The following is a 23,440-nucleotide window of genomic DNA, read 5'->3' as shown; positions in this document are numbered from 1 at the left end:
CCCCTGCACGGCCTGGAGGCTTTGTGATGCTCAAGCTTTATGGTTTTTCCGTCAGCAATTACTACAACATGGTCAAACACGCCTTGCTGGAGAAGGGCCTGGCATTCGAGGAGGTCGCCTTTTATGCCGGTCAAAGCCCGGAGGCGTTGGCGATCAGCCCGCGCGGCAAAGTGCCGGTGCTGGGGGTCGAACAGGGATTTATCAACGAAACCAGCGTGATCCTGCAGTACCTCGAAGACACCCAGGGAGGCACTGTGCTGTTACCCAAGGCGCCGTTCGAGCGGGCCCAGGTGCTGGCACTGGCCAAGGAAATCGAGTTGTACATCGAACTGCCGGCCCGCGCGTGTTTCGCCGAGGCGTTTTTTGGCATGCCGGTACCTGACGCGATCAAGGAAAAAGCCAAGGGCGAGCTGCTGCTGGGTATTGCGTCCCTGGGGCGGCACGGCAAGTTTTCCCCTTACGTGGCGGGTGACAGCCTGAGCATCGCCGATCTGTACTTCCTGTACAGCGTCAGCCTGGCCTGTGCGGTGGGGAAAAAACTGTTCGAGCTGGACCTGTTGGCAGAGCTGCCGGCGGCCAGGGCATTGCTGGAGCGCTTGCAGGAAACGCCGATTGCGCAGCGCATCAATGCCGACAAAGAGGCGGGGATGCCTGCATTTTTGGCGATGATCGCTTCAAAGAAGTGAAGCTTTCGCTGGCGAGCCGCAAGCGGGCGTCGCCAGCGAAGCTTCCAGCGATTTAGCGACTGGCCAACAGCGCCTGGCCGCGAATCACCGCCGCCTTCACCTGAGCCGGTGCAGTGCCGCCAATGTGGTTACGGGCATTGACCGAACCTTCCAGTGTCAACACGGCGAATACGTCCTGCTCAATCTGGTCGCTGAACTTGCGCAGCTCCTCCAAGCTCATTTCCGCCAGGTCCTTGCCACTTTCCACGCCGTACTTCACGGCGTGACCGACGATTTCGTGGCAGTCACGGAACGGCAGGCCGCGGCGTACCAGGTAGTCGGCGAGGTCGGTTGCGGTGGAGAAACCACGCAGGGCCGCTTCACGCATGATGGCGTGTTTTGGCTTGATCGCCGGGATCATGTCGGCGAAGGCCCGCAGCGAGTCGCGCAGGGTGTCGGCAGCGTCGAACAGCGGTTCCTTGTCTTCCTGGTTGTCCTTGTTGTAGGCCAGGGGCTGGCCTTTCATCAGGGTCAGCAAGCCCATCAGTGCGCCGAACACCCGGCCGCTCTTACCGCGCACCAGTTCCGGAACGTCGGGGTTTTTCTTTTGCGGCATGATCGAGCTGCCGGTGCAGAAGCGATCAGGCAGATCGATGAACTGGAACTGCGCACTGGTCCACAGCACCAGTTCTTCGGAGAAGCGCGACAGGTGCATCATGGCGATGCTCGCGGCGGCGCAGAATTCGATGGCGAAGTCGCGATCCGAGACGTTGTCCAGCGAGTTGCCGCCCACGGCGTCGAAGCCCAGCAGTTGTGCGGTCAGCTCGCGGTCGATCGGGTAGGTAGTGCCAGCCAGCGCGGCGCTGCCCAACGGCATGCGGTTGGTGCGCTTGCGGCAGTCGACCAGGCGCTCGTAGTCACGGCTGAGCATTTCGAACCAGGCCAGCAGGTGATGTCCGAAGGTCACTGGCTGCGCGGTCTGCAGGTGCGTGAAGCCCGGCATGATGGTCTCGGCTTCGCGCTCGGCCTGCTCCAGCAGGCCTTTTTGCAGGCGAGTGATTTCAGCCAGGATCAGGTCGATCTCGTCGCGTAGCCACAGGCGGATATCGGTCGCTACCTGATCGTTACGGCTGCGGCCGGTGTGCAGCTTCTTGCCGGTGACGCCGATGCGGTCGGTCAGGCGCGCTTCGATGTTCATGTGCACGTCTTCGAGGTCGATGCGCCAGTCGAAGGTACCGGCCTCGATTTCACCCTGGATGGTGCGCAGGCCGTCGATGATGCTGTCGCGCTCGGCGTCGGTCAGCACGCCGACCTTGGCCAGCATGGTGGCGTGGGCGACGGAGCCCATGATGTCGTGGCGATACAGGCGCTGGTCGAAAGTGACGGAGGCGGTGAAGCGGGCGACGAAGGCGTCGACGGGTTCACTGAAGCGGCCGCCCCAGGACTGATTGGTCTTGTCAGTGCTCATGAATTCGCTCGTGATCGGCTGAAGGAGAATGGCGTAAAAACCTGCGGCGGATAATAACAGGGTTGCCAATCGTGTCGTTGACGCTGGTCGATACGTTTTTTCCTGATGGAGGGCCATACTCAAGAGGTCGCCGCCACGAATGCGCAACGATATTTGTCAATTGCCCACTTTTGGCACGGCGAGCGTCTACAGTTGCACGTTAGGAGCCGCGCGAACGATACGCGCAGGGCTCAGACGCCAGGCCGAAAACCAACGAGCGGGGTGTTCATATTGGCTACCAACATTCCCTGCGGTGATGCCTGGCCAGGACTGATTTTGAACGCGTCTGCACCGGCACCGATAAATATTGCTGTCCGACGTGCGGCACTTTTTGGCGCTCGCGCTAGTCTTAGCGTGGATCGCGGTGACGGATGTCACTTCACCTGTCTACGCTATCCTTGTGCGAGACTCACGCAGGAATCCAGCGCAATATGAATGTCCTGATCGTTGATGACGAACCCCTAGCCCGCGAGCGCCTGAGCCGTATGGTCGGCGAACTCGAGGGATACAGTGTCCTGGAGCCCAGCGCCACCAATGGCGATGAGGCGTTGACCCTGATCGACAGCCTGAAACCTGACATCGTGCTGCTCGATATCCGTATGCCCGGCCTGGACGGGCTGCAAGTCGCTGCCCGCTTGTGCGAGCGTGAAACGCCACCAGCGGTGGTGTTCTGCGCAGCCCAGGATGAATTTGCCATTGAGGCCCTGCAAGCCAGCGCAGTGGGCTACCTGGTCAAGCCGGTGCGTTCGGAGCAACTGCTCGAAGCCCTGAAAAAGGCCGAGCGGCCCAACCGGGTACAGCTCGCGGCTCTGACCCGCCCGGCGGCCGAAAGCGGCAGCGGGCCACGCAGCCATATCAGCGCCCGTACCCGCAAAGGCATCGAGCTGATTCCGCTGGGGCAAGTGGTCTATTTCATTGCCGACCACAAATACGTGACCTTGCGCCACGAAGGCGGCGAAGTGCTGCTGGATGAACCCCTCAAGGCCCTCGAAGACGAATTTGGCGACCGTTTCGTGCGCATCCACCGCAATGCGCTGGTGGCCCGCGAGCGTATCGAGCGTCTGCAACGTACACCACTGGGGCATTTCCAGCTGTTTCTCAAAGGCCTCAACGGCGATGCGCTGATTGTCAGCCGGCGCCATGTCGCCGGTGTACGCAAGATGATGCAACAGCTGTAGAGCGTGTCGGGCAACGATTACGCGGCCTTTTCGCGGGCAAGCGAGGCCAGGGAGGCCGCGCTGTTTCTGATACAAGTCAAAGCGAATTTGGCTGAGCTGTTATTATCCGCCGTATCTATTCAGTACGGATTGATCCATGTCCCCTCGCGAAATCCGCATCGCTACCCGCAAAAGTGCCCTGGCCTTGTGGCAGGCCGAATACGTCAAAGCTCGTCTGGAGCAGGCTCATCCCGGCCTGATCGTGACGCTCGTGCCCATGGTCAGTCGCGGCGACAAGCTGCTTGATTCGCCCCTGTCGAAGATCGGTGGCAAGGGCTTGTTCGTCAAGGAACTGGAAACCGCGCTGCTCGAAAACGAAGCCGACATTGCCGTGCACTCGATGAAAGACGTGCCCATGGACTTCCCCGAAGGCCTGGGCCTGTTCTGCATCTGTGAGCGCGAAGACCCGCGCGATGCCTTTGTCTCCAACACCTACGCCAGCCTCGACGCGTTGCCCAAGGGCAGTGTGGTCGGCACTTCGAGCCTGCGTCGCCAGGCGCAACTGCTGACCCGTCGTCCGGACCTGCAGATCCGCTTCCTGCGGGGCAACGTCAACACGCGCCTGGCCAAGCTGGATGCCGGCGAGTACGACGCGATCATCCTCGCCGCCGCGGGGCTGATTCGCCTGGGCTTCGAAGACCGCATCAGCGACTCGATCAGCGTCGACGACAGCCTGCCGGCCGGTGGCCAGGGCGCCGTGGGCATTGAATGCCGCAGCGCCGACAGCGAGATTCACGCGCTGCTGGCGCCTCTGCATCACCAGGACACTGCTACCCGGGTCACTGCCGAGCGCGCCCTGAACAAGCACCTCAATGGTGGCTGTCAGGTACCGATCGCCTGTTACGCCGTGCTTGAAGGCGAACAGCTGTGGTTGCGTGGCCTGGTCGGCGATCCGAACGGTGGCCTGTTGCTCAGTGCCGAGGCCCGTGCGCCGCGCGCCGCTGCCGAGGCCTTGGGTGTGCAAGTGGCCGAAGACCTTCTGCGCCAGGGTGCCGATGACATTCTGAAAGCGGTCTACGGTGAGGCAGGTCACGAGTGACCGGCTGGCGCCTGCTGCTGACGCGTCCGGCAGAGGATTCGGCGGCACTGGCGAGCCTGCTGGCCGAACAGGGGATTTTCAGCAGCAGCTTGCCGCTTTTGGAAATGGCACCCCTGGCATTGACTGACACAATGCGTGCGGTGATCGACGGTTTCGACCGTTACTGCGCGGTGATAGTGGTCAGCAAGCCGGCGGCCAAAATGGGCCTGGCCCTGCTCGAGCAACGCTGGTCGCCGTTACCACGCTTATCGTGGTTCAGCGTCGGCGCGGCGACGGCCCAGGTCCTGCAGGCACACGGCCTGGACGTCAGCTTTCCGCTGGAGGGCGATGACAGCGAAGCATTGCTGCAGGTCAGGCAGTTGCGTGAGGCGATCGCGCAGCCCGCCGCGCGCGTGTTGATCCTGCGCGGCGAGGGTGGGCGCGAGCTGCTGGCTGAGCGTTTGCGCGAGCAAGGTGCTAGTGTCGATTACCTGGAGGTGTACCGTCGCGACTTGCCGCAGTACGCCGAGGCGGCCTTGCCTGCGCGGATTCAAGCGGAACGCTTGAACGGCCTGGTGGTCAGCAGTGGACAGGGTTTTGCGCACCTGCACCAAATGGCCGGTGATGCCTGGCCGGCGTTGGCGCAGTTGCCCTTGTTTGTGCCGAGCCCGCGTGTCGCCGAGATGGCACGGGCGGCAGGCGCCCGAACAGTTGTGGATTGTCGTGGTGCCAGTGCCACGGCCTTGCTAACGGCGTTGGGAGCAACCCGACCCGTTCTCTAATGCAAAGGATGGATACGTGAGCGAAACAACCTTGCCTAAAGATGACGTCCAGCTCGCGCTCGAGGCGCCGGTTGAAACTGTGAACAGCCCAGAGCCACGCCGGGGTAACGGGCTGGCGATTCTGGCGTTGTTGGTGGGCGCCGCGGGCGTGGCCGTTGGCGGCTGGGGCGTCTGGCAGATGCGCAGTCTGCAGGCCAACACCCAGCAACAAGTGGCGCAATTGCAGGCACTGAGCGACCAGGCGCAAGGCCTCAAGCTCAATGAGCAACGCCTGACGACACGCCTGGAGCAATTGCCGGGCGCCGACGAACTGGACGCCCGGCAGCGCCTGGTCACCCAATTGCAAGGCGACCAGCAGCGCTTGAACCAGCGATTGGAAACCGTGCTGGGGGCCAGTCGCAAGGACTGGCGTTTGGCTGAGGCCGAACATTTGTTGCGCCTGGCCAGCCTGCGTTTATCCGCCCTGCAAGACATCAGCAGCGCCCGGGCATTGGTCCAGGGTGCTGACGAAATCCTTCGTGAGCAGAATGATCCCGGTGCCTTTGCGGCCCGCGAGCAGCTCGCCAAGAGCCTGGCAGCGTTGCGCAGCACCGAGCAGCCGGACCGCACCGGGTTGTTCCTGAAGCTGGGCGCCTTGCGTGACCAGGTCGCCGAGCTCACCGAACTGGCGCCCGAGTACCACGACCGCGGCGACTCGCTGCTCGGCCTGACCGCCGATGGCGATGGGGCCAGTCGCTGGGCGCAGTGGTGGGATCAAGTCTCGCGCTACATCCGCATCGATTTTAATGCCGACAAAAACATCCGTCCGTTGCTTGCCGGCCAGAGCCTGACCCAGGTCCGCCTGGCCTTGAGCCTGGCGATCGAGCAGGCGCAATGGGCCGCGCTCAACGGTCAGGCGCCGGTCTACAGCCAGGCGCTGACCGAGGCACGGGATGTGCTCAAAGGCAGCTTCAATCAGGACAACCCGCAAAGCCAGGTGATGCTTGAACAGCTCAATGAGCTGAGCCAGCAGCCGGTCACGGTGCTGACCCCTGATCTGGCGACCACCTTGAGCGCGGTCCAGGGTTATCTGGAGCGGCGTAACGTGAATGCCGAGGAGTCGGTCAAACCTGCAGCCAAGGCCGCTGCGGGCGTCACGCCGGAGACCAGCCCATGAAACGTCTCTATGTGATTGTGTTCCTGGTGATCGCCGCCGCTGGCGCTTTGGGGCTGGCGATTGCCCAGCACTCTGGGTACGTACTGATCGCCTACAAGACCTTCCGTTATGAGTCGAGCCTGTGGGCGACCTTGCTGCTGGTCGCGCTGATCTGGCTGGTGCTGTGGGGGATCAAGGCCCTGGTCGAGTTGGTGGCGGTCTCCAGCGGTGTAGTCAACCCCTGGTCGAACCGCAACCGCAGTCGGCGGGTTCAGGTGGCGATCGAACACGGTCAGCTGGATCTCGCCGAAGGCCGCTGGGCGAGCGCCCAACGCCACCTGCAGCGGGCCGCCGAAGCCGAGCGCCAGCCGCTGCTCTACTACCTGGGTGCTGCCCGGGCAGCCAATGAGCTGGGGCGCTATGAAGAAAGCGACAACCTGCTGGAGCGCGCCCTGGAGCGCCAGCCCCAGGCCGAGTTGGCGATTGCCCTGAGCCACGCGCAATTGCAGACCGACCGTGGCGATACCGACGGCGCCATGGCCACGCTGCTGGCCATGCACGAACGTCATCCCCACAGTGTTCAAGTGTTGCGCCAATTGCAGCGCCTGCATCAGCAACGTGGCGATTGGTCCTCGGTGATCCGCCTGTTGCCCGAGCTGCGCAAGGACAAGGTCTTGCCGGCCAGTGAACTGGCTGAGCTGGAGCGGCGGGCCTGGGGTGAAAACCTGACCCTGGCGGCGCGCCAGGAAGAGGGTGGGGCCGTGGGCTTGCAATCGCTCAATCGCGCCTGGCAGCAACTGACTTCGGCCCAACGCCAGGAACCACAACTGGTGCTGGCCTATGCCGAGCAGTTGCGTCAGCTGGGCGCCGAGGTCGAAGCCGAAGAGGTCCTGCGGGCAGCCCTCAAACGTCAATACGACAGCCACCTGGCGCGCCTGTATGGGTTGTTGCGCGGTAGTGATCCGGCGCGCCAGTTGCAGACTGCCGAGGGTTGGCTGAAGCAGCACCCCGACGATCCGAGCCTGTTGCTGACTCTCGGCCGCCTGTGTCTGCAGACCAGCCTGTGGGGCAAGGCGCGAGACTATCTGGAGAGCAGCCTGCGTCTGCAGCGCAATCCGGAAGCCTGTGCCGAGCTGGCGCGGCTGTTGGCTCAACTGGGTGATACCGACCGCAGCAATCAACTCTTCCAGGAAGGGCTGGGGCTGCTGGATGAGCGCCTGTTGGCTTCACCGTTACCGGTTCCCGTTCGCGCGTAGGATGGGGTCAGGCAGGGCCGTCCAAAAGGGGCGGACCTGCCGTGTCACGAAGGCCGGATTACACCTCGATCTTCGCGCTGTAGGCGCAGTCTTACAGTGGGCTACATGGAGTCCTGCTGCGCCTATTGGCATTTCCCTACGTTCTTGTCGAAGTCTCCACGTCCCCCCGCCTTGAAAGGCCTCAGCGCTTTCCTCTACCGTAATGGCCTGTCCCTTCTTCTACGGATAAGCCATGTCTTTGGCCTGCTCACGCTCCTTGTTCTTCATGGCGTTCCTTGCTGGTGCCATGGCCTTGGGCGCTTCGTATTATCTGGAGTACGCCATCGGCCTCGAGCCTTGTGGCCTGTGCATGCTGCAGCGGGTCTGTCTGCTGCTGTTCACGCTGGTCTGCATGAGTGCTGCCTTGCATGGCCCCCAGCGCCTGGGCAGCGTCGTGTACTGGCTGGCGGGCCTGACCTGTGCCGGTGCGGGCACGGCCATCGCGTGGCGCCAGGTGCTGTTGCAAAGTGACCCGGTCAAGCAATTGGTGGCCTGTGCGCCAGAAACCCTGGGCTATTCACCCGACACTCCGTTGTTGTGCCTGCTCAAGCGAATGTTCAATGGCACTGTCGATTGTGCGCATATTTCCTGGTCGCTGTTCGACCTGAGCATCGCTGAGTGGAGCCTGATGTTTTTTGTCGCGGTGCTGATTCTCGCCACTTACCAAACTCTGCGACTGGTCTGGTATGCCTGTCAGCGACCGTCCAGCGGCGAGTCGTCGCACCCGGGCTGGACAACGGATTAAACACTTGTATGAACTTTATCTCCTGCGTACCTTGAAGCAGTTGGCGTGCGAGCATAATCTGGCCCGCACGTGTCATTGGATTCATGTTGCTCGATGGTGCCTTGCCTGGCCGAACCTTGATCCTCAAGTCTTGCGGCCAGCGCGGGTGGCATTACCCAAAAGGGAAGAGAGATCACCATGCTCGAAAGTTGTCAGAATGCTCAGGAACGCTGGGGTGGAGTGCACCTGCTGATCGATCGCTGGTTGCAGGAGCGTCACGAGCTGGTTCGGGCCTATGATGCTCTCGGTGCCAAGCCCGAGGCGCTGGGCGACAATCGACAGCCTTTACAGGAGTTCTGCGGGGTCCTGGTCGACTACGTCTCTGCCGGCCATTTCGAGATCTACGAACAGCTCACCGGCGAGGCCAAGGCGTTTGGCGACAAGCGCGGTCTGGAGTTGGCTGAAACCCTCTACCCACGCATCGACGTCATCACTGAAAAGCTGCTGGCGTTCAATGATCTGTGCGATGCCGGCAAGTGTGTTGCCGAGAAGTTCAAGGAGCTGGGTGGTTTGCTCCACGAGCGCTTCGAACTGGAAGACTGCCTGATCGAAGTGCTGCACACCGCCCACAAGGAAGAGGCTCCGGCACAAGCCTGAACCTCGAGCGGTTGGTAACCTCCAAAACGGTGCGCATGGCGCGCCGTTTTGCGTTTTCGCGGATTGATCAGCCGGAGACGCCGAGCAGCTCCACTTCAAATACCAAGGGTGTAAACGGGGCGATCAGGTCTGCGGCGCCGTCGGCACCATAGGCCTGTGCCGAAGGAATCACCAGGCGCCATTTTGCCCCCACCGGCATTTGCTGCAGGGCGGTGCGCCAACCACGAATCACGCTGTCGAGACTGAACCATTGTGGCTGCTCGTTCTGATCGAACACCGTGCCGTCGGGTAGCCTGCCAATGTAGCGAACCTGGACCTTGCCATGGGGGCCGGCCTTGGCGCCGCTGCCGGCAACTTGTTCGGTCAGCAGAATGCCGTCCGCCAGTTCGCGCACGCCCGGGCGGGACTTTTCGCTAGCCAGAAAACGCTGCTCCGTTTGCAGGGCAACTTCACTTTGCGGTACGCCTGGCCGCTCGCTCATTCGTGCTTCGTGCTCGGTCAGGATCCGCTCGATCTGCTGGTCGTCGAGCGCCAGCGGCTTGCCTTGATAGGCCTGTTGCAAACCTTCGATCAGCGCCTGGATCTGCAGGTTGGGAGCCTCCTGGCGCAGGCGTTCACCCAGGCTCGCACCGAGGCTGTAGGCGAGATCATGAGCCTCATCCCCAGGTTTTTTTTCAGCAGCCTGCGCCATTGAAAAAATCAGGCACAGGGGTAAAAAAAGCAGACGCGACATGAGCATTCTCCAGCGTGGAATGCGCAGGATTATGCCAGTGAGAATGCCTCGGTCGGTGAACTGCTTTGAGGTGCAGGCGGAACATTTTCAGTTCCGTGCAACCCACGGCAATCGATACTGTCAACATGCCCTAGCGGCGGTAGCAGCAGAGGTCTAGTATGAGCCGCACTCACGTCAGCCAGGAGGTAACCCATGTCGGCCAATAAGAAGCCTGTAAATACTCCGTTGCACTTACTCCAACAGCTTTCGGGCAGCCTGCTCGAACATTTGGAAAATGCTTGTTCACAAGCCTTGGCTGATGCTGAAAAACTGCTCGCCAAGCTGGAAAAGCAACGCGGAAAAGCTCAGGAAAAACTGCACAAATCGCGCACCAAATTGCAGGACGCTGCGGCGGCCGGCAAGTCCAAGGCACAGGCCAAGGCCAAGGGTGCGGTCAAGGAACTTGAAGACCTGCTCGACGCGCTCAAGGACCGTCAATCCGAGACGCGCAACTACATCCTCAATCTCAAACGCGATGCCCAGGAAAGCCTGAAACTGGCCCAGGGTGTAGGCCGGGTGAAAGAGGCCGTTGGCAAGGTCTTGACCCAGCGTTCGGCCAAGCCAGCACCGGCGGCAAAAAAACCTGCGGCCAAACCGGCAGCGACCAAGGCTCCAGCTAAAACTGTGGCCAAGCCTGCAGCCAAGACCCCGGCTAAAACTGCAGCGGCCAAACCAGCGGCCAAGCCAGTGGCAAAAACCGCTGCCGCCAAACCAGCGGCCAAGCCAGTGGCGAAAACTGCTGCGGCCAAACCAGCAGCCAAGCCAGTGGCAAAACCAGCCGCCGCCAAGCCTGCCGCGAAAACCGCCGCCGCAAAACCGGCCGCCAAGCCAGTAGCGAAAACCGCTGCCGCGAAACCGGCCGTCAAGCCAGCAGCCAAACCGGTTGCCGCTAAACCAGCGGTCAAGCCGGCTGCTAAACCAGCCGCCAAGCCTGCTGCCAAGGCACCTGCCAAGCCAGCAGCAAAACCTGCGGCAGCCAGCGCTGCGAAACCTGCAGCCAAGCCAGTAGCGGCCAAGCCCGCCGCCAAGCCTGCGGTGAAAAAGCCGGTGGCCGCGAAACCGGCTGCTGCCAAGCCTGCCACCGCTGCCGTGGCTGCCAAACCGGCGACCCCCACGCCAGCCGCTGCGCCAGCGTCAGCGCCGGTCGCAGTGACCAGCACCGCGCCAGCCGCCACCAACAGCACCACCAACACCCCGACCAGCGCTTCCTAAGCCGAGGTCAACGCGACGCGCAGCTGCTGCAGCGCGTCGCGATCAAGGTTGGCGGCGTCCGTCGCCAATCCTTCCAGCCACGCGGCCAAGTCGTTCGCTTGAGCTGCCGGCCAGTCCTGTGCCGAACTTTCCAGACGCCCCAACAGTTGCCGCTCGGCTGCAAGCTCCAGTGCCTTGACCTGCGCGCGCAGAGTCGCGAGCTGTGGGTCAGCTGCCGCGGCGAGTTTCCATGACGTGCGCAATTGCCGGAGGGGCTCCACCACGTCGCGGGACCAGGGCAAGGCGACTTGCTGAAGGTCTAGAAGGCGTTGGCGGTTGCAGGCGACACCCCGTGCACCGAGCCAGGCCGCGCAGAGCAGCAGGCAGACATTGGCCCCGGCGCCTTGCAATCGCAGGCACGCGTCCTCCACGCAAGGTCGTGCATAGGTGTCGAGGGAAAAGCTCCACAGGTCAGAGGACATAGTGCTACTCGCGCTAGTTGCGAGCGAAGCTGGTAGACTCCGCCGCCATTATGATTCGACTTCAGAACCTGACTTTACAGCGTGGCCCGCAACGTCTGCTAGAAGACGCCGAGCTGACCCTGCACGCCGGCCACAAAGCCGGCCTCATCGGTGCCAACGGCGCCGGCAAATCGAGCCTGTTCGCCTTGATCCGGGGCGAGCTGCACCCGGATTCGGGTGACTGCTTCCTGCCGGCCGATTGGCGTATCGCCCACATGCGCCAGGAAATCGAGACGCTCGAACGCCTGGCGGTCGACTACGTGCTCGATGGCGACCTGCGCCTGCGCGAGGTCCAGCGCGACCTGGCGACAGCCGAAGCGGCCCATGATGGTGCCGCCCTGGCGCGCCTGCATTCGGAACTCGATAGCGCCGACGGCTATACCGCCGACGCCCGTGCACGCAAATTGCTCGCCGGGTTGGGGTTCACCAACGAGCAGATGGACCGTCAGGTCGGAGATTTCTCCGGTGGCTGGCGGATGCGTCTGAACCTGGCGCAGGCATTGATGTGTCCATCGGACCTGTTGCTGCTCGATGAGCCGACCAACCACTTGGACCTCGACGCCATCATCTGGCTCGAAGAGTGGCTAAAGAGCTACCCCGGCACCCTGCTGCTGATTTCCCACGACCGTGACTTCCTCGATGCGGTGGTCGATCACGTGGCCCACGTCGATCAGCGCAAGATCACCCTGTACCGCGGTGGCTACACGGCGTTCGAACGGGCCCGTGCCGAACGTCTGGCGCAGCAGCAACAGGCCTACGAGAAGCAGCAGGCTCAGCGGGCGCACATGGAAAGCTACATCGCCCGTTTCAAGGCCCAGGCCACCAAGGCCCGCCAGGCCCAGAGCCGGATCAAGGCGCTGGAGCGGATGGAGGAGTTGTCCGCTGCCCACGTCGATTCGCCGTTCGACTTCGTGTTCCGCGAGTCGACAAAGATCTCCAGCCCACTGATCGACCTGTCCGACGCCCGCCTGGGGTATGGCGACAAGACCATCCTGGAGAAGGTCAAGCTGCAACTGACCCCCGGCGCCCGGATCGGCCTGCTCGGCCCCAACGGTGCGGGCAAGTCGACCCTGATCAAGAACCTAGCCGGTGAGCTCGAGCCGCTGGCAGGCCGCCTGACCCGTGGCGAGAACACGGTGGTGGGTTACTTTGCCCAGCACCAACTGGACTCGCTGGATGCCAAGGCCAGCCCGTTGCTGCACTTGCAGCGCCTGGCGCCAACCGAGCGTGAGCAGACCCTGCGCGATTTCCTCGGCGGCTTCGACTTCCGTGGTGCACGGATCGACGAGCCGGTGCTGAACTTCTCCGGCGGCGAAAAAGCTCGCCTGGCGCTGGCCCTGATCGCCTGGGAGCGGCCGAACCTGCTGCTGCTCGACGAACCGACCAACCACCTGGACCTGGAAATGCGCCTGGCGCTGACCATGGCCCTGCAGGAATTCAGTGGTGCGGTACTGGTGGTCTCCCACGACCGTCACTTGCTCAAAAGCACCACCGACAACTTTTTCCTGGTGGCCGATGGCAAGGTCGAGGAGTTCGACGGCGACCTGGAAGACTACGCCCGCTGGCTGGTCGAGTATCGCCAGCGCAACGCGCCGGTGAGTAGCACACCGGTCAACCCGGACAAGACCGACAAGAAGGCCCAGCGCCAGGCAGCCGCGGCGTTGCGTCAGCAACTGGCACCGCACAAGCGCGAAGCCGACAAGCTGGAAGCCGAGCTGGGCAAGTTGCACGAGAAACTGGCCAAGGTCGACACCAGTCTGGGCGACAGCGATATCTACGAGCCGGCGCGCAAGAACGAATTGCGTGACCTGCTGGCCGAGCAGGCCAAATTGAAAGTCCGTGAAGCCGAGCTTGAAGAGGCCTGGATGCAAGCCCTGGAACTGCTGGAAGGCATGCAGGCGGAGCTGGAGGCGTTGTCGTGATGGAAGCCTTCAAGCTGCCATTGCCGGCCGTGTGGGTCGAGCCGATCTGGCTCGGCGTGCAGATCCTGCTGATCCTGTTGGCGGGTTACCTGACGCAGCGCTTCGTGGCGAAAGGCCTGACTCGTCTGGGTGAGCGTTACCCGTTTCCGCCGCAGTTGCTGATGCCGCTGCGCGGCGGCCTGCGCTGGCTGATCATGGGCAGTGCGCTGATCTTTGTCCTCGAGCGCCTGGGGGTTTCCGCCACGGTGCTGTGGACCGCTCTATCCGGCTTTGTCGCGGTCGCCGCGGTGGCGTTCTTCGCCATGTGGAGTGTGCTGTCGAACCTGCTGTGCGCGATCCTGATCTTCACCGTCGGGCCGTTTCGCCTGGGGGATGTGGTCGAGTTGGTGGACACCACCGACAAGCCCGGCGTCAAGGGTCGAGTGGTGGCGATCAACCTGCTGTACACCACGTTGATCGAGGCCGAGGAACTGGGCACCGGTAGCGCCATGGTGCAAGTGCCCAACAGCCTGTTCTTCCAGCGCTCCGTGCGCCGCTGGCGCGGTAGCGACGTACTGCCTTCCAGCGGCTTTGAAAAATAGCCGACACGCTGGTCGGCAGCGGCCACTTCCTGCAAAAAATCGATAGTCATTCGCCGGCTGGCGCATTAGCTTAGACGCCTGACAAGAAGCTTGAGTCGAGGTGTGCGATGGTGCTTGAAACATGGCTGGCGTTTTTTGCCGCCTGCTGGGTGATCAGCCTTTCTCCGGGCGCCGGCGCCATCGCGTCGATGTCCAGCGGTTTGCGCTACGGGTTCTGGCGCGGTTATTGGAACGCCCTGGGCCTGCAACTGGGCCTGGCCTTGCAGATTGCGATCGTCGCGGCCGGGGTTGGGGCGATTCTCGCGACGTCGGCCACTGCGTTTTATGTGATCAAGTGGTTTGGTGTTGCCTACCTGGTGTTTCTCGCCGTCAAGCAATGGCAAGCGCTGCCCAGCGACCTGAACGATGATGCGGCGGTTCGCCCGATCGGCAAGCCCTTGGCCCTGATGTTCCGCGGTTTCCTGGTGAACGTTAGCAATCCCAAGGCATTGGTGTTCATGCTGGCGGTACTGCCACAGTTCATTGACCCGCACGCACCGCTGGTGGCGCAGTACCTGATCCTGGGGGCGACGATGATCTGCGTCGACCTGGTGGTGATGGCCGGCTACACGGGCCTTGCGTCCAAGGTGCTGCGCCTGCTGCGTACTCCCAAGCAACAGAAACGCATGAACCGTACCTTTGCTGGTTTGTTCATTGGTGCTGCGGCGTTTATGGCGACTCTGCGTAAAGCGGTGGTGTAAGCCGTCCGGCACCCGGCAAGGCGACCCCGAGGGGTCGCCTTTTTCATTTCTGCGCGGGATAAAACGCCCAAAGCACGACAAAGCTTGAGTGAAGCTCATTCGAAGTGAACAATATGTAACTTCGTATTTCCAATTGAGATTCATTCATGACTGCCCCGTCCCGTTTTCTGGCCTGGCTGGTGCTCCCGTGGTTATCGCTGTGCAGTTTCAATCTGCTGGCCGACACCGTGGAAGGCGCTCCCCAGGCCCTGCACGTACTCGATTACATTGGCGCCGATTACCCGGCGGCGGTCGAGGCAGGCAAGGTGATCGATGCCGCCGAGTATCAGGAGCAGGTCGAGTTTCTGCGGGCGCTGCAGGGTTTTATCGCGGGATTGCCGGCCAGGCCGCAGAAGCCTGAGTTGGAGCAGGGCGTGCTCGCACTGAGCAAGGCGGTCGCCGAGCGCCAGGACGGTGTGAGTGTCGCCCGCCAGGCGCGGCAGTTGGGTGCGAAGCTGGCGGTGGCCTACGAGGTCAGCCAAGCGCCGATCATTACCCCCGACCCCGTGCGCGGTGCACCGTTGTATGCCCAGCATTGCTCGGTGTGCCATGGCGCCAGCGGTGCTGGCGATGGCCCCGCCGGGGTCGGCCTGGAGCCTGCGCCGGCGAACCTGCGGGATAGCTCGCGCCAGGACCGCCTGAGTCTCTACGCGATCTACAGCACCCTTGGGCAGGGCATCGAAGGCACCGACATGCCGGCGTTCGCCGATCAACTGGACGAGCGTCAGCGCTGGGACCTGGCGACTTACATCGCTAGTTTCAGCGTCGACCCGGCGGCGGTGAAAAACCAGCAGACCTACAACCTGGCCGATCTGGCGCGCCAGACGCCGGCCGAAGTGCTGGCGGCCGACGGACCTGAAGCGGCGGCCACCTTCCGTGCGCAACGGGCCCAGCCTCCGCAAGTCAAGCGTGGCCCGGGGCAGTTGCTCGACTACACCGCCGCGACCCTGGACAAGAGCATCGCCGCCTATCGTGCCGGCGACCACGACCAGGCCTACGACCTGTCGGTGGCGGCGTATCTGGAGGGGTTCGAGCTGGTCGAGAGCTCGCTGGATAACGTCGACGCCACAGTGCGCAAAGACACCGAAAAGTCGCTGATGGCCTACCGTCAGTCGCTGCAGGACGGTTTGCCGGTGGAGCAGGCCCAGCAGCGCCTGGATACCGCCAAAGCCAAGCTCAAGGAGTCCGCCAGCCTTCTGGGCAGCGATGGCTTGAGCTGGTCGCTGAGCTACATCTCTGGCCTGTTGATCCTGTTGCGCGAAGGCCTGGAGGCGATCCTCGTACTGGCGGCGATCCTCGCGTTCCTGCGTAACACTGGCCAGCAATCGGCGGTGCGCAGTGTCAATGTCGGCTGGGGCCTGGCCTTGCTGGCCGGTCTTGCCACCTGGGCGTTGGCCGCCTATGTGATCGATGTCAGTGGCGCCCAGCGCGAACTGCTCGAAGGGGCGACCGCCCTGTTCGCCAGCGTCATGGTGCTATGGCTGGGTGTCTGGATGCACGACCGTCGCCATGCGGCGGCCTGGCAGGATTACATCAAGAGCAGCCTGGTGGGCGGAGGTGGGCGTTTCGGTTTTGCGATCCTGGCGTTTTTCTCGGTGTACCGCGAGCTGTTCGAAGTGATCCTGTTCTACGAAACCCTGTGGCTGCAAGCCGGCCCGGCCGGGCACAACGCGGTGCTGGCGGGTGGTGCAACCGCGCTGGTGCTGCTGATCGGCCTGGCCTGGGTGATTTTGCGCGGCTCGGCGAAATTGCCCCTGGCCCTGTTCTTCGGCATCAATGCCGGGCTGCTCTGCGCCTTGTCGGTGGTGTTTGCCGGGCATGGTGTGAAAGCCTTGCAGGAAGCCGGGGTCTTTGGCACGCGTCCGGTGCCATTCTTTGACTTCGACTGGCTGGGGATTCACGCTGATGCCTATTCGCTCGGTGCGCAGGCAGTGGCGATCCTGGCGATTGTCGTGTTGTACAGCCGCAGTCGTATGGCCGAGAAGCGGCGCATGCCGGTTTCGTAACCAGCATTCGCCTTGCCCGCGATGCTTTCAACAGAGGAAAACACAATGCGAGTCTGGATCGATGCCGATGCCTGCCCCAGGGCGGCGAAGGATCTGGTAGTGAAGTTTGCCCTCAAGCGTCAGTTCGAGGTGTTGCTGGTGGCGGGGCAGCCGCAGACCAAGCCGGGCCTGGCGCTGGTCAAGTTGATCGTGGTGCCCAGCGGCCCGGATGCGGCGGACGACTACCTGGTGGAGCATGCCGTACCCGGCGAGTTGGTGATCTGCAGCGATGTGCCGCTGGCCGACCGCCTGGTGAAAAAGGGCGTTGCCGCGCTGGACCCGCGCGGCAAGGAGTTCGATGCACAGAACATGGGCGACCGCCTGGCGGTGCGCAATCTGTTCACCGACCTGCGTGAACAGGGGCAGATGAGTGGCGGTCCGGCGCCGTTCGGCGAACGGGAAAAACAGGCGTTCGCCAATGCGCTGGACCGGATCCTGACCCGGCTCAGCCGCCAGGCCTGAACGTTGCCACCCAGGCCCTTTGCGCTGGCACGCCAGCGCCTGCTGCGGGGTAGGTCAGGCGTCGTTTTCGTGGGTCAGTTCGAGCACCCGGTCCACCAGCTTGTTGATACCTGAAGCCACTTCGCTGATCGACTGCGCCAGCATGTAGGCCGGGGTGCTCACCAGTTTGCGCGCCTTGTCTTCGACGATGTCGGTGACGGCGCAGTCGGTGTGGGTGGCGCCCATCTTGGTCAGCGCCGCAGCGGTATCGGCATCGTTGCCGATGGTGCAAGTGACGCCGGGACCGTAGATCTTCGCCGCCAGGGCCGGGGAAATACAGATCAGGCCCACCGGCTTGCCGGCTTCGGCAAAAGCCTCGGCCAGGGCCAGGACTTCTGGTTGCAGGCTGCAGCCCGCGCCTTCGATGGCAAAGTTGGAAAGGTTCTTGGCGGCGCCAAACCCTCCGGGAACGATCAGCGCATCAAAGTCCTCGGCGTTGGCGTCACGCAGGTCCTTGACCTGGCCACGGGCGATGCGGGCCGACTCCACCAGCACATTGCGCGACTCGGGCATTTCTTCGCCAGTCAGGTGATTGATCACATGCAACTGGGTGATGTTCGGGGCAAAGCACTGCACCTGTGCGCCACGCTGGTCGAGGCGCAGCAGGGTAATCACGCTTTCGTGGATCTCGGCGCCGTCATAGACGCCACAGCCGGAAAGTATCACTGCAACTTTTTTGCTCATGGGTTCTTCTCCAGGTTCATGGCGCTAAATGTCCACTAATTTGTCGCTCGTTGCCATAGGGTTGCTGCGTGTCTGGGCCTAATCTCTGGACAACCACTGCCCACGGGTCGCGTCATGAATTTCATTTTGTATGCGGTGCCGTTTTTCTTCGTGCTGATTGCCATCGAGCTGCTGGCCGACCGTTGGCGGGGAGTCAGTCATTACCGCCTGGCGGACGCGATCAACAGCCTCAGCACGGGCGTGTTGTCGACCACCACCGGGCTGCTGACCAAGGGCGTGGGCCTGCTGACCTACGCCTTTGCCCTCGAGCACCTGGCGCTGTTCGAACTGTCGGCGGACAACCCGTGGACCTGGGTGTCGGCCTTTGTCCTCTATGACTTGTGCTACTACTGGCTGCACCGCTGTGGCCATGAGCGCAACATCCTCTGGGCGGCACATTCGGTGCACCATCAAAGCGAGGACTACAACCTGTCCACGGCGCTGCGCCAGACCAGCACCGGGTTCCTGCTGGGCTGGATCTTCTATCTGCCGCTGGCAGTGCTCGGCGTGCCCCTGCTGGTGTTTGTCAGTGTCGCGGCGCTGAACCTGCTGTACCAGTTCTGGGTCCACACCCGGCACATTCCCAAGCTGGGCTGGTTCGAGTGGTTCTTCGTGACCCCATCCAATCATCGTGCTCACCATGCACAGAACGCTCTCTACATGGATCGCAACTATGGCGGGGTGTTCATTATTTGGGACCGGCTGTTTGGTTCTTATCAGGAAGAGGACGACAACGAGCCGGTGATTTTTGGCGTGACCACGCCGCTGGCCAGCTGGAATCCGTTGTGGGCGAACGTGCAGTTCTACGCGCAGTTGTGGACCGATGCGCGGCGCGCCGAGCGGCTATGGGACAAGCTGCGGATCTGGTTCATGCGTACCGGCTGGCGGCCAGCGGACGTTGCCGCCAAGTACCCGTTGCACAAGCCGCAGTTGAGCCAGTTCCGCAAGTTCGAGGTGCCATTGGCCGGGCGCCAGCAATTGTACGTAGCCCTGCAGTTCTGCCTGTACGTTGCCTTGGGCAGTTACCTGCTAGGTCGTGAGCAACACCTGCCCGGCAGCGCGTTGCTGCTGGGTTGGGTCGCGCTGGCGTTCGGTCTGTTTGTGCTGGGCATGGCCCTGGAGAATCGCCCGCAGGCGCTCAGGCTGGAACTGCTGCGGCTGCTATCGAACCTACCGCTGGTATGGCTGGCACCGCTGGCGGGGCTATGGCCGGCCAGCAATCTGATCTGGGTCGGCCTGAGCGCTTACAGTGTGCTGAGTGGGATTGCGTTGTACGCTTGCCAAAAGTCGTTCACTCGGCTGGCGTCGTAGGCTCGTTCTTGGCCTTTTCGGCGATCAAGGCCTGCTCGTCGGCATAGACCTGGCGGGCCAGGCGAGCGTTCTTGAAACGGCGACGCAGCCACAGGACGACGCCCAGCACCAGCAGGGCGCCAAGCACCCATAGCTCGTATTTCTTGACGCTGCCCAGCATGCCTTCGAGTACGGCGCCAAAATGATAGGCGGCAGCCGCCAGCGCGGTAGCCCAGATCGCCGCGCCGATGCCGTTGAGGATCAGGTAGCGTCCCGGCGGGTATCCCGACAGGCCGATGGCCACCGGCATCACCGTGCGCAGGCCGTAGACGAAACGAAAGCTCAGGACCCAGATGTCCGGGTGCTTGCGGATATGCTCCAGCGCCCGGTCGCCCATCATTTGCCAGCGTGGTTTGCGCGCCAGCAGCTTGCGCCCGTGCTTGCGTCCCAGGAAGTACCACAGCTGGTCACCGGCATAGCTGCCGAGGAACGCCACGACCACCACCACATTGATGTCCATGTATCCGCGGAACGCGAGGAATCCCGCAAGAACCAGGATGGTTTCGCCTTCGAAGAACGTGCCTAGAAAGAGGGCAAAGTAGCCAAAATCATGCAGGAATTGTTGGAGCATTGTCTGGGTGCTGGCGAAATGAACGCGCAGCCTAACCCTTCGGGCTCAGGGAGGAAAGTATCCAAATGTGTCTCGACGTGAACATTTCCTACAAGGACAATGAATGCGGCTACTGGTCACAGGGGTGCACACAACTGTCATACGACGGTCATAATGAGCGCTTATAACTGTCACGCTCGCCCGCCAGCGCGGGCTCAGGAGTCTGCCGTGAGCTTTACCCCCGCCAACCGTTTGTTTCCTGCAACCCGCCTGCGTCGCAACCGTCGCGATGACTTTTCGCGCCGTCTGGTGCGGGAAAATGTCCTGACCAGCAACGACCTGATTCTGCCGGTGTTTGTGCTGGACGGTGAGAACCGTCGCGAAGCGGTGGCCTCGATGCCAGGCGTAGAGCGCCTGACCATCGACTTGTTGCTCGAGGAAGCGGCCCAGTGGGTAGAACTTGGCATCCCGGCCATCGCGCTGTTCCCGGTGACCCCGAGCGAGCTCAAGTCCCTGGACGCCGCCGAGGCCTGGAATCCGGACGGCATTGCCCAGCGCGCTACCCGCGCGCTGCGTGCACGGTTCCCGGAGCTGGGGGTAATCACCGATGTCGCACTGGACCCGTTCACCACCCACGGCCAGGACGGTATCCTTGATGAAGAAGGCTACGTGCAGAACGACATCACCGTCGATGCATTGGTCCGCCAGGCTTTGTCCCATGCTGCGGCAGGTGCCCAGGTGGTGGCCCCCTCGGACATGATGGATGGACGGATCCAGGCGATCCGCGAAGCGCTGGAGCTGGCCGGTCATGTCAACGTGCGGATCATGGCTTACTCGGCCAAGTACGCCAGTGCCTACTACGGTCCGTTTCGCGATGCAGTCGGCTCGGCCCTGAACCTGGGCAAGGCAAACAAGGCGTCCTACCAGATGGACCCGGCCAACGGCAACGAAGCCTTGCATGAAGTGGCTAGCGACTTGTCAGAAGGTGCGGATATGGTCATGGTCAAGCCAGGCATGCCGTACCTGGATATTCTTTATCGAGTCAAAGAAGAATTTAAAGTGCCGACCTTTGTCTATCAGGTCAGCGGTGAATACGCCATGCACATGGCGGCAATCCAGAATGGCTGGTTGAGCGAAGGGGTGATTCTTGAATCCCTGACCGCTTTCAAACGCGCCGGTGCTGATGGCATCCTCACCTACTTTGCCGTACGTGCCGCTCAATTGTTACGAGAGCAAAAATAGCCCTCCCAGGAACACGCGATGAATACCGAAGGACTCACTGAAGTTGCTGTAAACGAAGCTCAGCCCGTGGTCGAGCCCGTCGTTGAATCCACCCCCGAAGCGCTGCCGGAACGTGAACCGGTCGCAGCGCCGCCGGTGGTGGTCGCCGACGCCGCCCCGGCGGCGCCGGCCATCGCGATCCCGGGCCTGGATGACAGCAGCCTGTATATCCATCGCGAGCTGTCGCAACTGCAGTTCAACATCCGCGTGCTGGAACAGGCGCTGGATGAGTCCTATCCCTTGCTGGAGCGGCTGAAGTTCCTGCTGATCTTCTCCAGCAACCTGGACGAGTTCTTCGAGATTCGTGTCGCCGGGCTGAAGAAACAAATCACCTTCGCCCGCGAACAAGCCGGTGCCGACGGCCTGCAGCCGCATCAGGCGCTGGCCCGCATCAGCGAACTGGTGCACGGCCATGTCGATCGCCAGTACGCCATCCTCAACGACATCCTGTTGCCGGAGCTGGAGAAACATCAGGTCCGCTTCATCCGTCGGCGTCACTGGAACACCAAGATCAAGACCTGGGTACGCCGCTATTTCCGCGACGAGATCGCACCGATCATCACCCCGATCGGCCTCGATCCGACGCACCCGTTCCCATTGCTGGTGAACAAGAGCCTGAACTTCATCGTCGAGCTCGAGGGCATCGACGCCTTCGGTCGTGACTCCGGCCTGGCGATCATCCCGGCACCACGTTTGCTGCCACGGGTCATCAAGCTGCCGGAAGAAGTCGGCGGCACCGGCGATAACTATGTGTTCCTGTCGTCGATGATCCATGCGCACGCCGACGACCTGTTCCAGGGCATGAAGGTCAAGGGCTGCTACCAGTTCCGCCTGACCCGAAACGCCGACCTGTCGGTCGACACCGAAGATGTCGAAGACCTGGCCCGCGCCCTGCGCGGCGAGCTGTTCTCGCGGCGCTACGGCGATGCGGTGCGCCTGGAGGTGGCCGACACTTGCCCGAAACACCTGTCCGACTACCTGCTCAAGCAGTTCAACCTGCACGAGACCGAGTTGTATCAGGTCAACGGCCCGGTCAACCTGACGCGCCTGTTCAGCATCACCGGCCTGGACAGTCACCCCGAGCTGCAATACACGCCGTTCACCCCGCAGATCCCGAAACTGCTGCAGAACAGCGAGAACATTTTCAGCGTGATCAGCAAGCAGGACATTCTGTTGCTGCACCCGTTCGAGTCGTTCACCCCGGTGGTCGACCTGCTGCGCCAGGCTGCCAAGGACCCGCATGTGCTGGCGGTCCGCCAGACCCTGTACCGTTCCGGCGCCAACTCGGAAATCGTCGATGCCCTGGTCGACGCCGCGCGTAACGGCAAGGAAGTCACTGCGGTGATCGAGCTGCGTGCGCGCTTTGATGAAGAGTCCAACCTGCAACTGGCCAGCCGCTTGCAGGCTGCCGGTGCGGTGGTGATCTACGGTGTGGTCGGCTTCAAGACCCACGCCAAGATGATGCTGATCCTGCGTCGCGAGGCTGGCGAAATCGTCCGCTACGCGCACCTGGGTACCGGTAACTACCACGCCGCCAACGCCCGCCTGTATACCGACTACAGCTTGCTGACGTCCGACGATGCCTTGTGCGAAGACGTCGGCAAACTATTCAGCCAGTTGATCGGCATGGGCAAGACGCTGCGCATGAAGAAGCTGCTGCATGCGCCGTTTACCCTGAAGAAGGGCATGCTCGACATGATTGCCCGCGAAACCCAGTTTGCGCTCGACGGCAAGCCGGCACATATCATTGCCAAGTTCAACTCGCTGACCGATCCGAAGATCATCCGCGCGCTGTACAAGGCCAGCCAATCAGGGGTGCGCATCGACCTGGTGGTGCGTGGCATGTGCTGCCTGCGGCCAGGCATCGCCGGGGTCTCGCACAACATTCACGTGCGCTCGATCATCGGTCGCTTCCTCGAGCACACGCGGGTGTTCTACTTCCTCAATGGCGGCGAGGAGCAGATGTTCCTGTCCAGTGCCGACTGGATGGAGCGCAACCTGGATAAACGGGTTGAGACCTGCTTCCCGGTAGAAGGCAAGAAACTGCTGACCCGGGTCAAGAAAGAGCTGGAGCTGTACCTCAGCGACAACACCCACAGCTGGAGCCTGCAGTCGGACGGTCGGTACATCCGCAACACCCCGACCGGCAACCAGAACCCGCGCAGTGCGCAGGCGACGTTGCTCGAGCGTCTGGGTAGCCCGATCTTGCCGGTCAGCAGTTGAT

At 62.4% G+C, this 23,440-nt stretch carries 22 protein-coding genes; 17 read left to right on the top strand and 5 right to left on the bottom strand.

Going from position 1 to position 23,440, the window contains the following annotated elements:
• Nucleotides 1-26 precede the first annotated feature (26 nt).
• Nucleotides 27-686, top strand: a complete 660-nt coding sequence (locus CKW24_RS01585) for a glutathione S-transferase family protein (RefSeq protein WP_095164801.1) — start codon at nucleotides 27-29, stop codon at nucleotides 684-686.
• A gap of 52 nt (nucleotides 687-738) precedes the next feature.
• Here the strand turns inward: CKW24_RS01585 and argH are convergent, their stop codons facing one another.
• The gene (gene argH / locus CKW24_RS01580; protein ID WP_095164800.1) at nucleotides 739-2,133 is read right to left on the bottom strand and encodes an argininosuccinate lyase; all 1,395 of its coding nucleotides are present in this window, start codon (nucleotides 2,131-2,133) and stop codon (nucleotides 739-741) included.
• A 470-nt stretch (nucleotides 2,134-2,603) separates the two neighbouring features.
• Here argH and CKW24_RS01570 point away from each other — a divergent pair, with 470 nt between their 5' ends.
• The 7 genes from CKW24_RS01570 to rsd all read left to right on the top strand — a co-directional run bounded on the left by CKW24_RS01570 (nucleotide 2,604) and on the right by rsd (nucleotide 9,000).
• Nucleotides 2,604-3,350, top strand: coding sequence for a LytTR family DNA-binding domain-containing protein (locus tag CKW24_RS01570; RefSeq protein ID WP_095164799.1), 747 nt, complete (start codon nucleotides 2,604-2,606; stop codon nucleotides 3,348-3,350).
• Nucleotides 3,351-3,486: 136 nt separating this feature from the next.
• A complete protein-coding gene (gene hemC / locus CKW24_RS01565) occupies nucleotides 3,487-4,428 on the top strand; it encodes a hydroxymethylbilane synthase (RefSeq protein WP_095164797.1) in 942 nt (313 codons plus the stop codon).
• Nucleotides 4,425-5,189: a uroporphyrinogen-III synthase gene (locus tag CKW24_RS01560; protein ID WP_095164795.1), complete on the top strand. Its 765-nt coding sequence runs from the start codon at nucleotides 4,425-4,427 to the stop codon at nucleotides 5,187-5,189. Before hemC ends, CKW24_RS01560 begins: the two co-directional genes overlap by 4 nt.
• A 16-nt stretch (nucleotides 5,190-5,205) precedes the next feature.
• The gene (locus CKW24_RS01555; RefSeq protein ID WP_095164793.1) at nucleotides 5,206-6,345 is read left to right on the top strand and encodes a uroporphyrinogen-III C-methyltransferase; all 1,140 of its coding nucleotides are present in this window, start codon (nucleotides 5,206-5,208) and stop codon (nucleotides 6,343-6,345) included.
• Nucleotides 6,342-7,580 (top strand): heme biosynthesis protein HemY, encoded by a 1,239-nt coding sequence (locus CKW24_RS01550; RefSeq protein WP_095164791.1) that lies wholly within the window; start codon nucleotides 6,342-6,344, stop codon nucleotides 7,578-7,580. Before CKW24_RS01555 ends, CKW24_RS01550 begins: the two co-directional genes overlap by 4 nt.
• Nucleotides 7,581-7,812: 232 nt before the next feature.
• Entirely contained in the window at nucleotides 7,813-8,364 is a 552-nt protein-coding gene (locus tag CKW24_RS01545) for a disulfide bond formation protein B (protein WP_095164789.1), read from the top strand.
• A 177-nt stretch (nucleotides 8,365-8,541) separates the two neighbouring features.
• Nucleotides 8,542-9,000, top strand: coding sequence for a sigma D regulator (gene rsd / locus CKW24_RS01540; protein ID WP_095164787.1), 459 nt, complete (start codon nucleotides 8,542-8,544; stop codon nucleotides 8,998-9,000).
• Between the two features lie 67 nt (nucleotides 9,001-9,067).
• Here rsd and CKW24_RS01535 read toward each other — a convergent pair whose 3' ends face one another.
• Entirely contained in the window at nucleotides 9,068-9,733 is a 666-nt protein-coding gene (locus CKW24_RS01535; protein ID WP_095164785.1) for an FKBP-type peptidyl-prolyl cis-trans isomerase, read from the bottom strand.
• 192 nt (nucleotides 9,734-9,925) lie between these two features.
• Here CKW24_RS01535 and CKW24_RS01530 point away from each other — a divergent pair, with 192 nt between their 5' ends.
• On the top strand, nucleotides 9,926-10,984 hold the full coding sequence (locus tag CKW24_RS01530; RefSeq protein WP_095164783.1) for an AlgP family protein: 1,059 nt from the start codon (nucleotides 9,926-9,928) through the stop codon (nucleotides 10,982-10,984).
• Here CKW24_RS01530 and CKW24_RS01525 read toward each other — a convergent pair.
• On the bottom strand, nucleotides 10,981-11,445 hold the full coding sequence (locus CKW24_RS01525; RefSeq protein WP_095164781.1) for a TIGR02444 family protein: 465 nt from the start codon (nucleotides 11,443-11,445) through the stop codon (nucleotides 10,981-10,983). The genes CKW24_RS01530 and CKW24_RS01525 overlap by 4 nt on opposite strands.
• 50 nt (nucleotides 11,446-11,495) lie before the next feature.
• On the opposite strand from CKW24_RS01525, the gene CKW24_RS01520 reads away from it, so the two are divergent.
• From CKW24_RS01520 to CKW24_RS01500, 5 genes are all read left to right on the top strand, one after another.
• Nucleotides 11,496-13,406, top strand: coding sequence for an ATP-binding cassette domain-containing protein (locus tag CKW24_RS01520; RefSeq protein ID WP_095164779.1), 1,911 nt, complete (start codon nucleotides 11,496-11,498; stop codon nucleotides 13,404-13,406).
• On the top strand, nucleotides 13,406-13,987 hold the full coding sequence (locus tag CKW24_RS01515; protein WP_095081887.1) for a mechanosensitive ion channel family protein: 582 nt from the start codon (nucleotides 13,406-13,408) through the stop codon (nucleotides 13,985-13,987). The genes CKW24_RS01520 and CKW24_RS01515 overlap by 1 nt, the downstream gene beginning before the upstream one ends.
• Nucleotides 13,988-14,094: 107 nt before the next feature.
• Nucleotides 14,095-14,727: a LysE family transporter gene (locus CKW24_RS01510; RefSeq protein ID WP_095164777.1), complete on the top strand. Its 633-nt coding sequence runs from the start codon at nucleotides 14,095-14,097 to the stop codon at nucleotides 14,725-14,727.
• Nucleotides 14,728-14,873: 146 nt separating this feature from the next.
• Nucleotides 14,874-16,772 carry an FTR1 family protein gene (locus tag CKW24_RS01505; RefSeq protein ID WP_095164775.1) on the top strand — a complete coding sequence of 633 codons (1,899 nt, stop codon included), beginning with the start codon at nucleotides 14,874-14,876 and terminating at the stop codon, nucleotides 16,770-16,772.
• 45 nt (nucleotides 16,773-16,817) lie between these two features.
• On the top strand, nucleotides 16,818-17,273 hold the full coding sequence (locus CKW24_RS01500; RefSeq protein ID WP_095164772.1) for a YaiI/YqxD family protein: 456 nt from the start codon (nucleotides 16,818-16,820) through the stop codon (nucleotides 17,271-17,273).
• A 54-nt stretch (nucleotides 17,274-17,327) separates the two neighbouring features.
• Here CKW24_RS01500 and elbB read toward each other — a convergent pair whose 3' ends face one another.
• Nucleotides 17,328-17,996, bottom strand: a complete 669-nt coding sequence (gene elbB, locus CKW24_RS01495; RefSeq protein WP_095164770.1) for an isoprenoid biosynthesis glyoxalase ElbB — start codon at nucleotides 17,994-17,996, stop codon at nucleotides 17,328-17,330.
• Between the two features lie 114 nt (nucleotides 17,997-18,110).
• On the opposite strand from elbB, the gene CKW24_RS01490 reads away from it, so the two are divergent.
• Nucleotides 18,111-19,346 carry a sterol desaturase family protein gene (locus CKW24_RS01490; protein WP_095164768.1) on the top strand — a complete coding sequence of 412 codons (1,236 nt, stop codon included), beginning with the start codon at nucleotides 18,111-18,113 and terminating at the stop codon, nucleotides 19,344-19,346.
• On the opposite strand, the gene CKW24_RS01485 is transcribed toward CKW24_RS01490, so the two are convergent.
• A complete protein-coding gene (locus tag CKW24_RS01485; protein ID WP_095164766.1) occupies nucleotides 19,327-19,956 on the bottom strand; it encodes a DedA family protein in 630 nt (209 codons plus the stop codon). The two genes, CKW24_RS01490 and CKW24_RS01485, sit on opposite strands and share 20 nt — an antisense overlap.
• Nucleotides 19,957-20,163: 207 nt before the next feature.
• Between CKW24_RS01485 and hemB the strand changes: the two genes are divergently transcribed.
• Nucleotides 20,164-21,177, top strand: coding sequence for a porphobilinogen synthase (gene hemB, locus CKW24_RS01480; protein WP_095164764.1), 1,014 nt, complete (start codon nucleotides 20,164-20,166; stop codon nucleotides 21,175-21,177).
• A gap of 18 nt (nucleotides 21,178-21,195) precedes the next feature.
• Entirely contained in the window at nucleotides 21,196-23,439 is a 2,244-nt protein-coding gene (gene ppk1 / locus CKW24_RS01475) for a polyphosphate kinase 1 (protein ID WP_095164762.1), read from the top strand.
• Nucleotide 23,440: the final 1 nt, after the last annotated feature.

The organism is Pseudomonas sp. Irchel 3H3 (assembly GCF_900187635.1).
Taxonomy (GTDB): Bacteria; Pseudomonadota; Gammaproteobacteria; order Pseudomonadales; family Pseudomonadaceae; genus Aquipseudomonas.
This window is presented reverse-complemented; position numbering and strand designations above follow the sequence as displayed.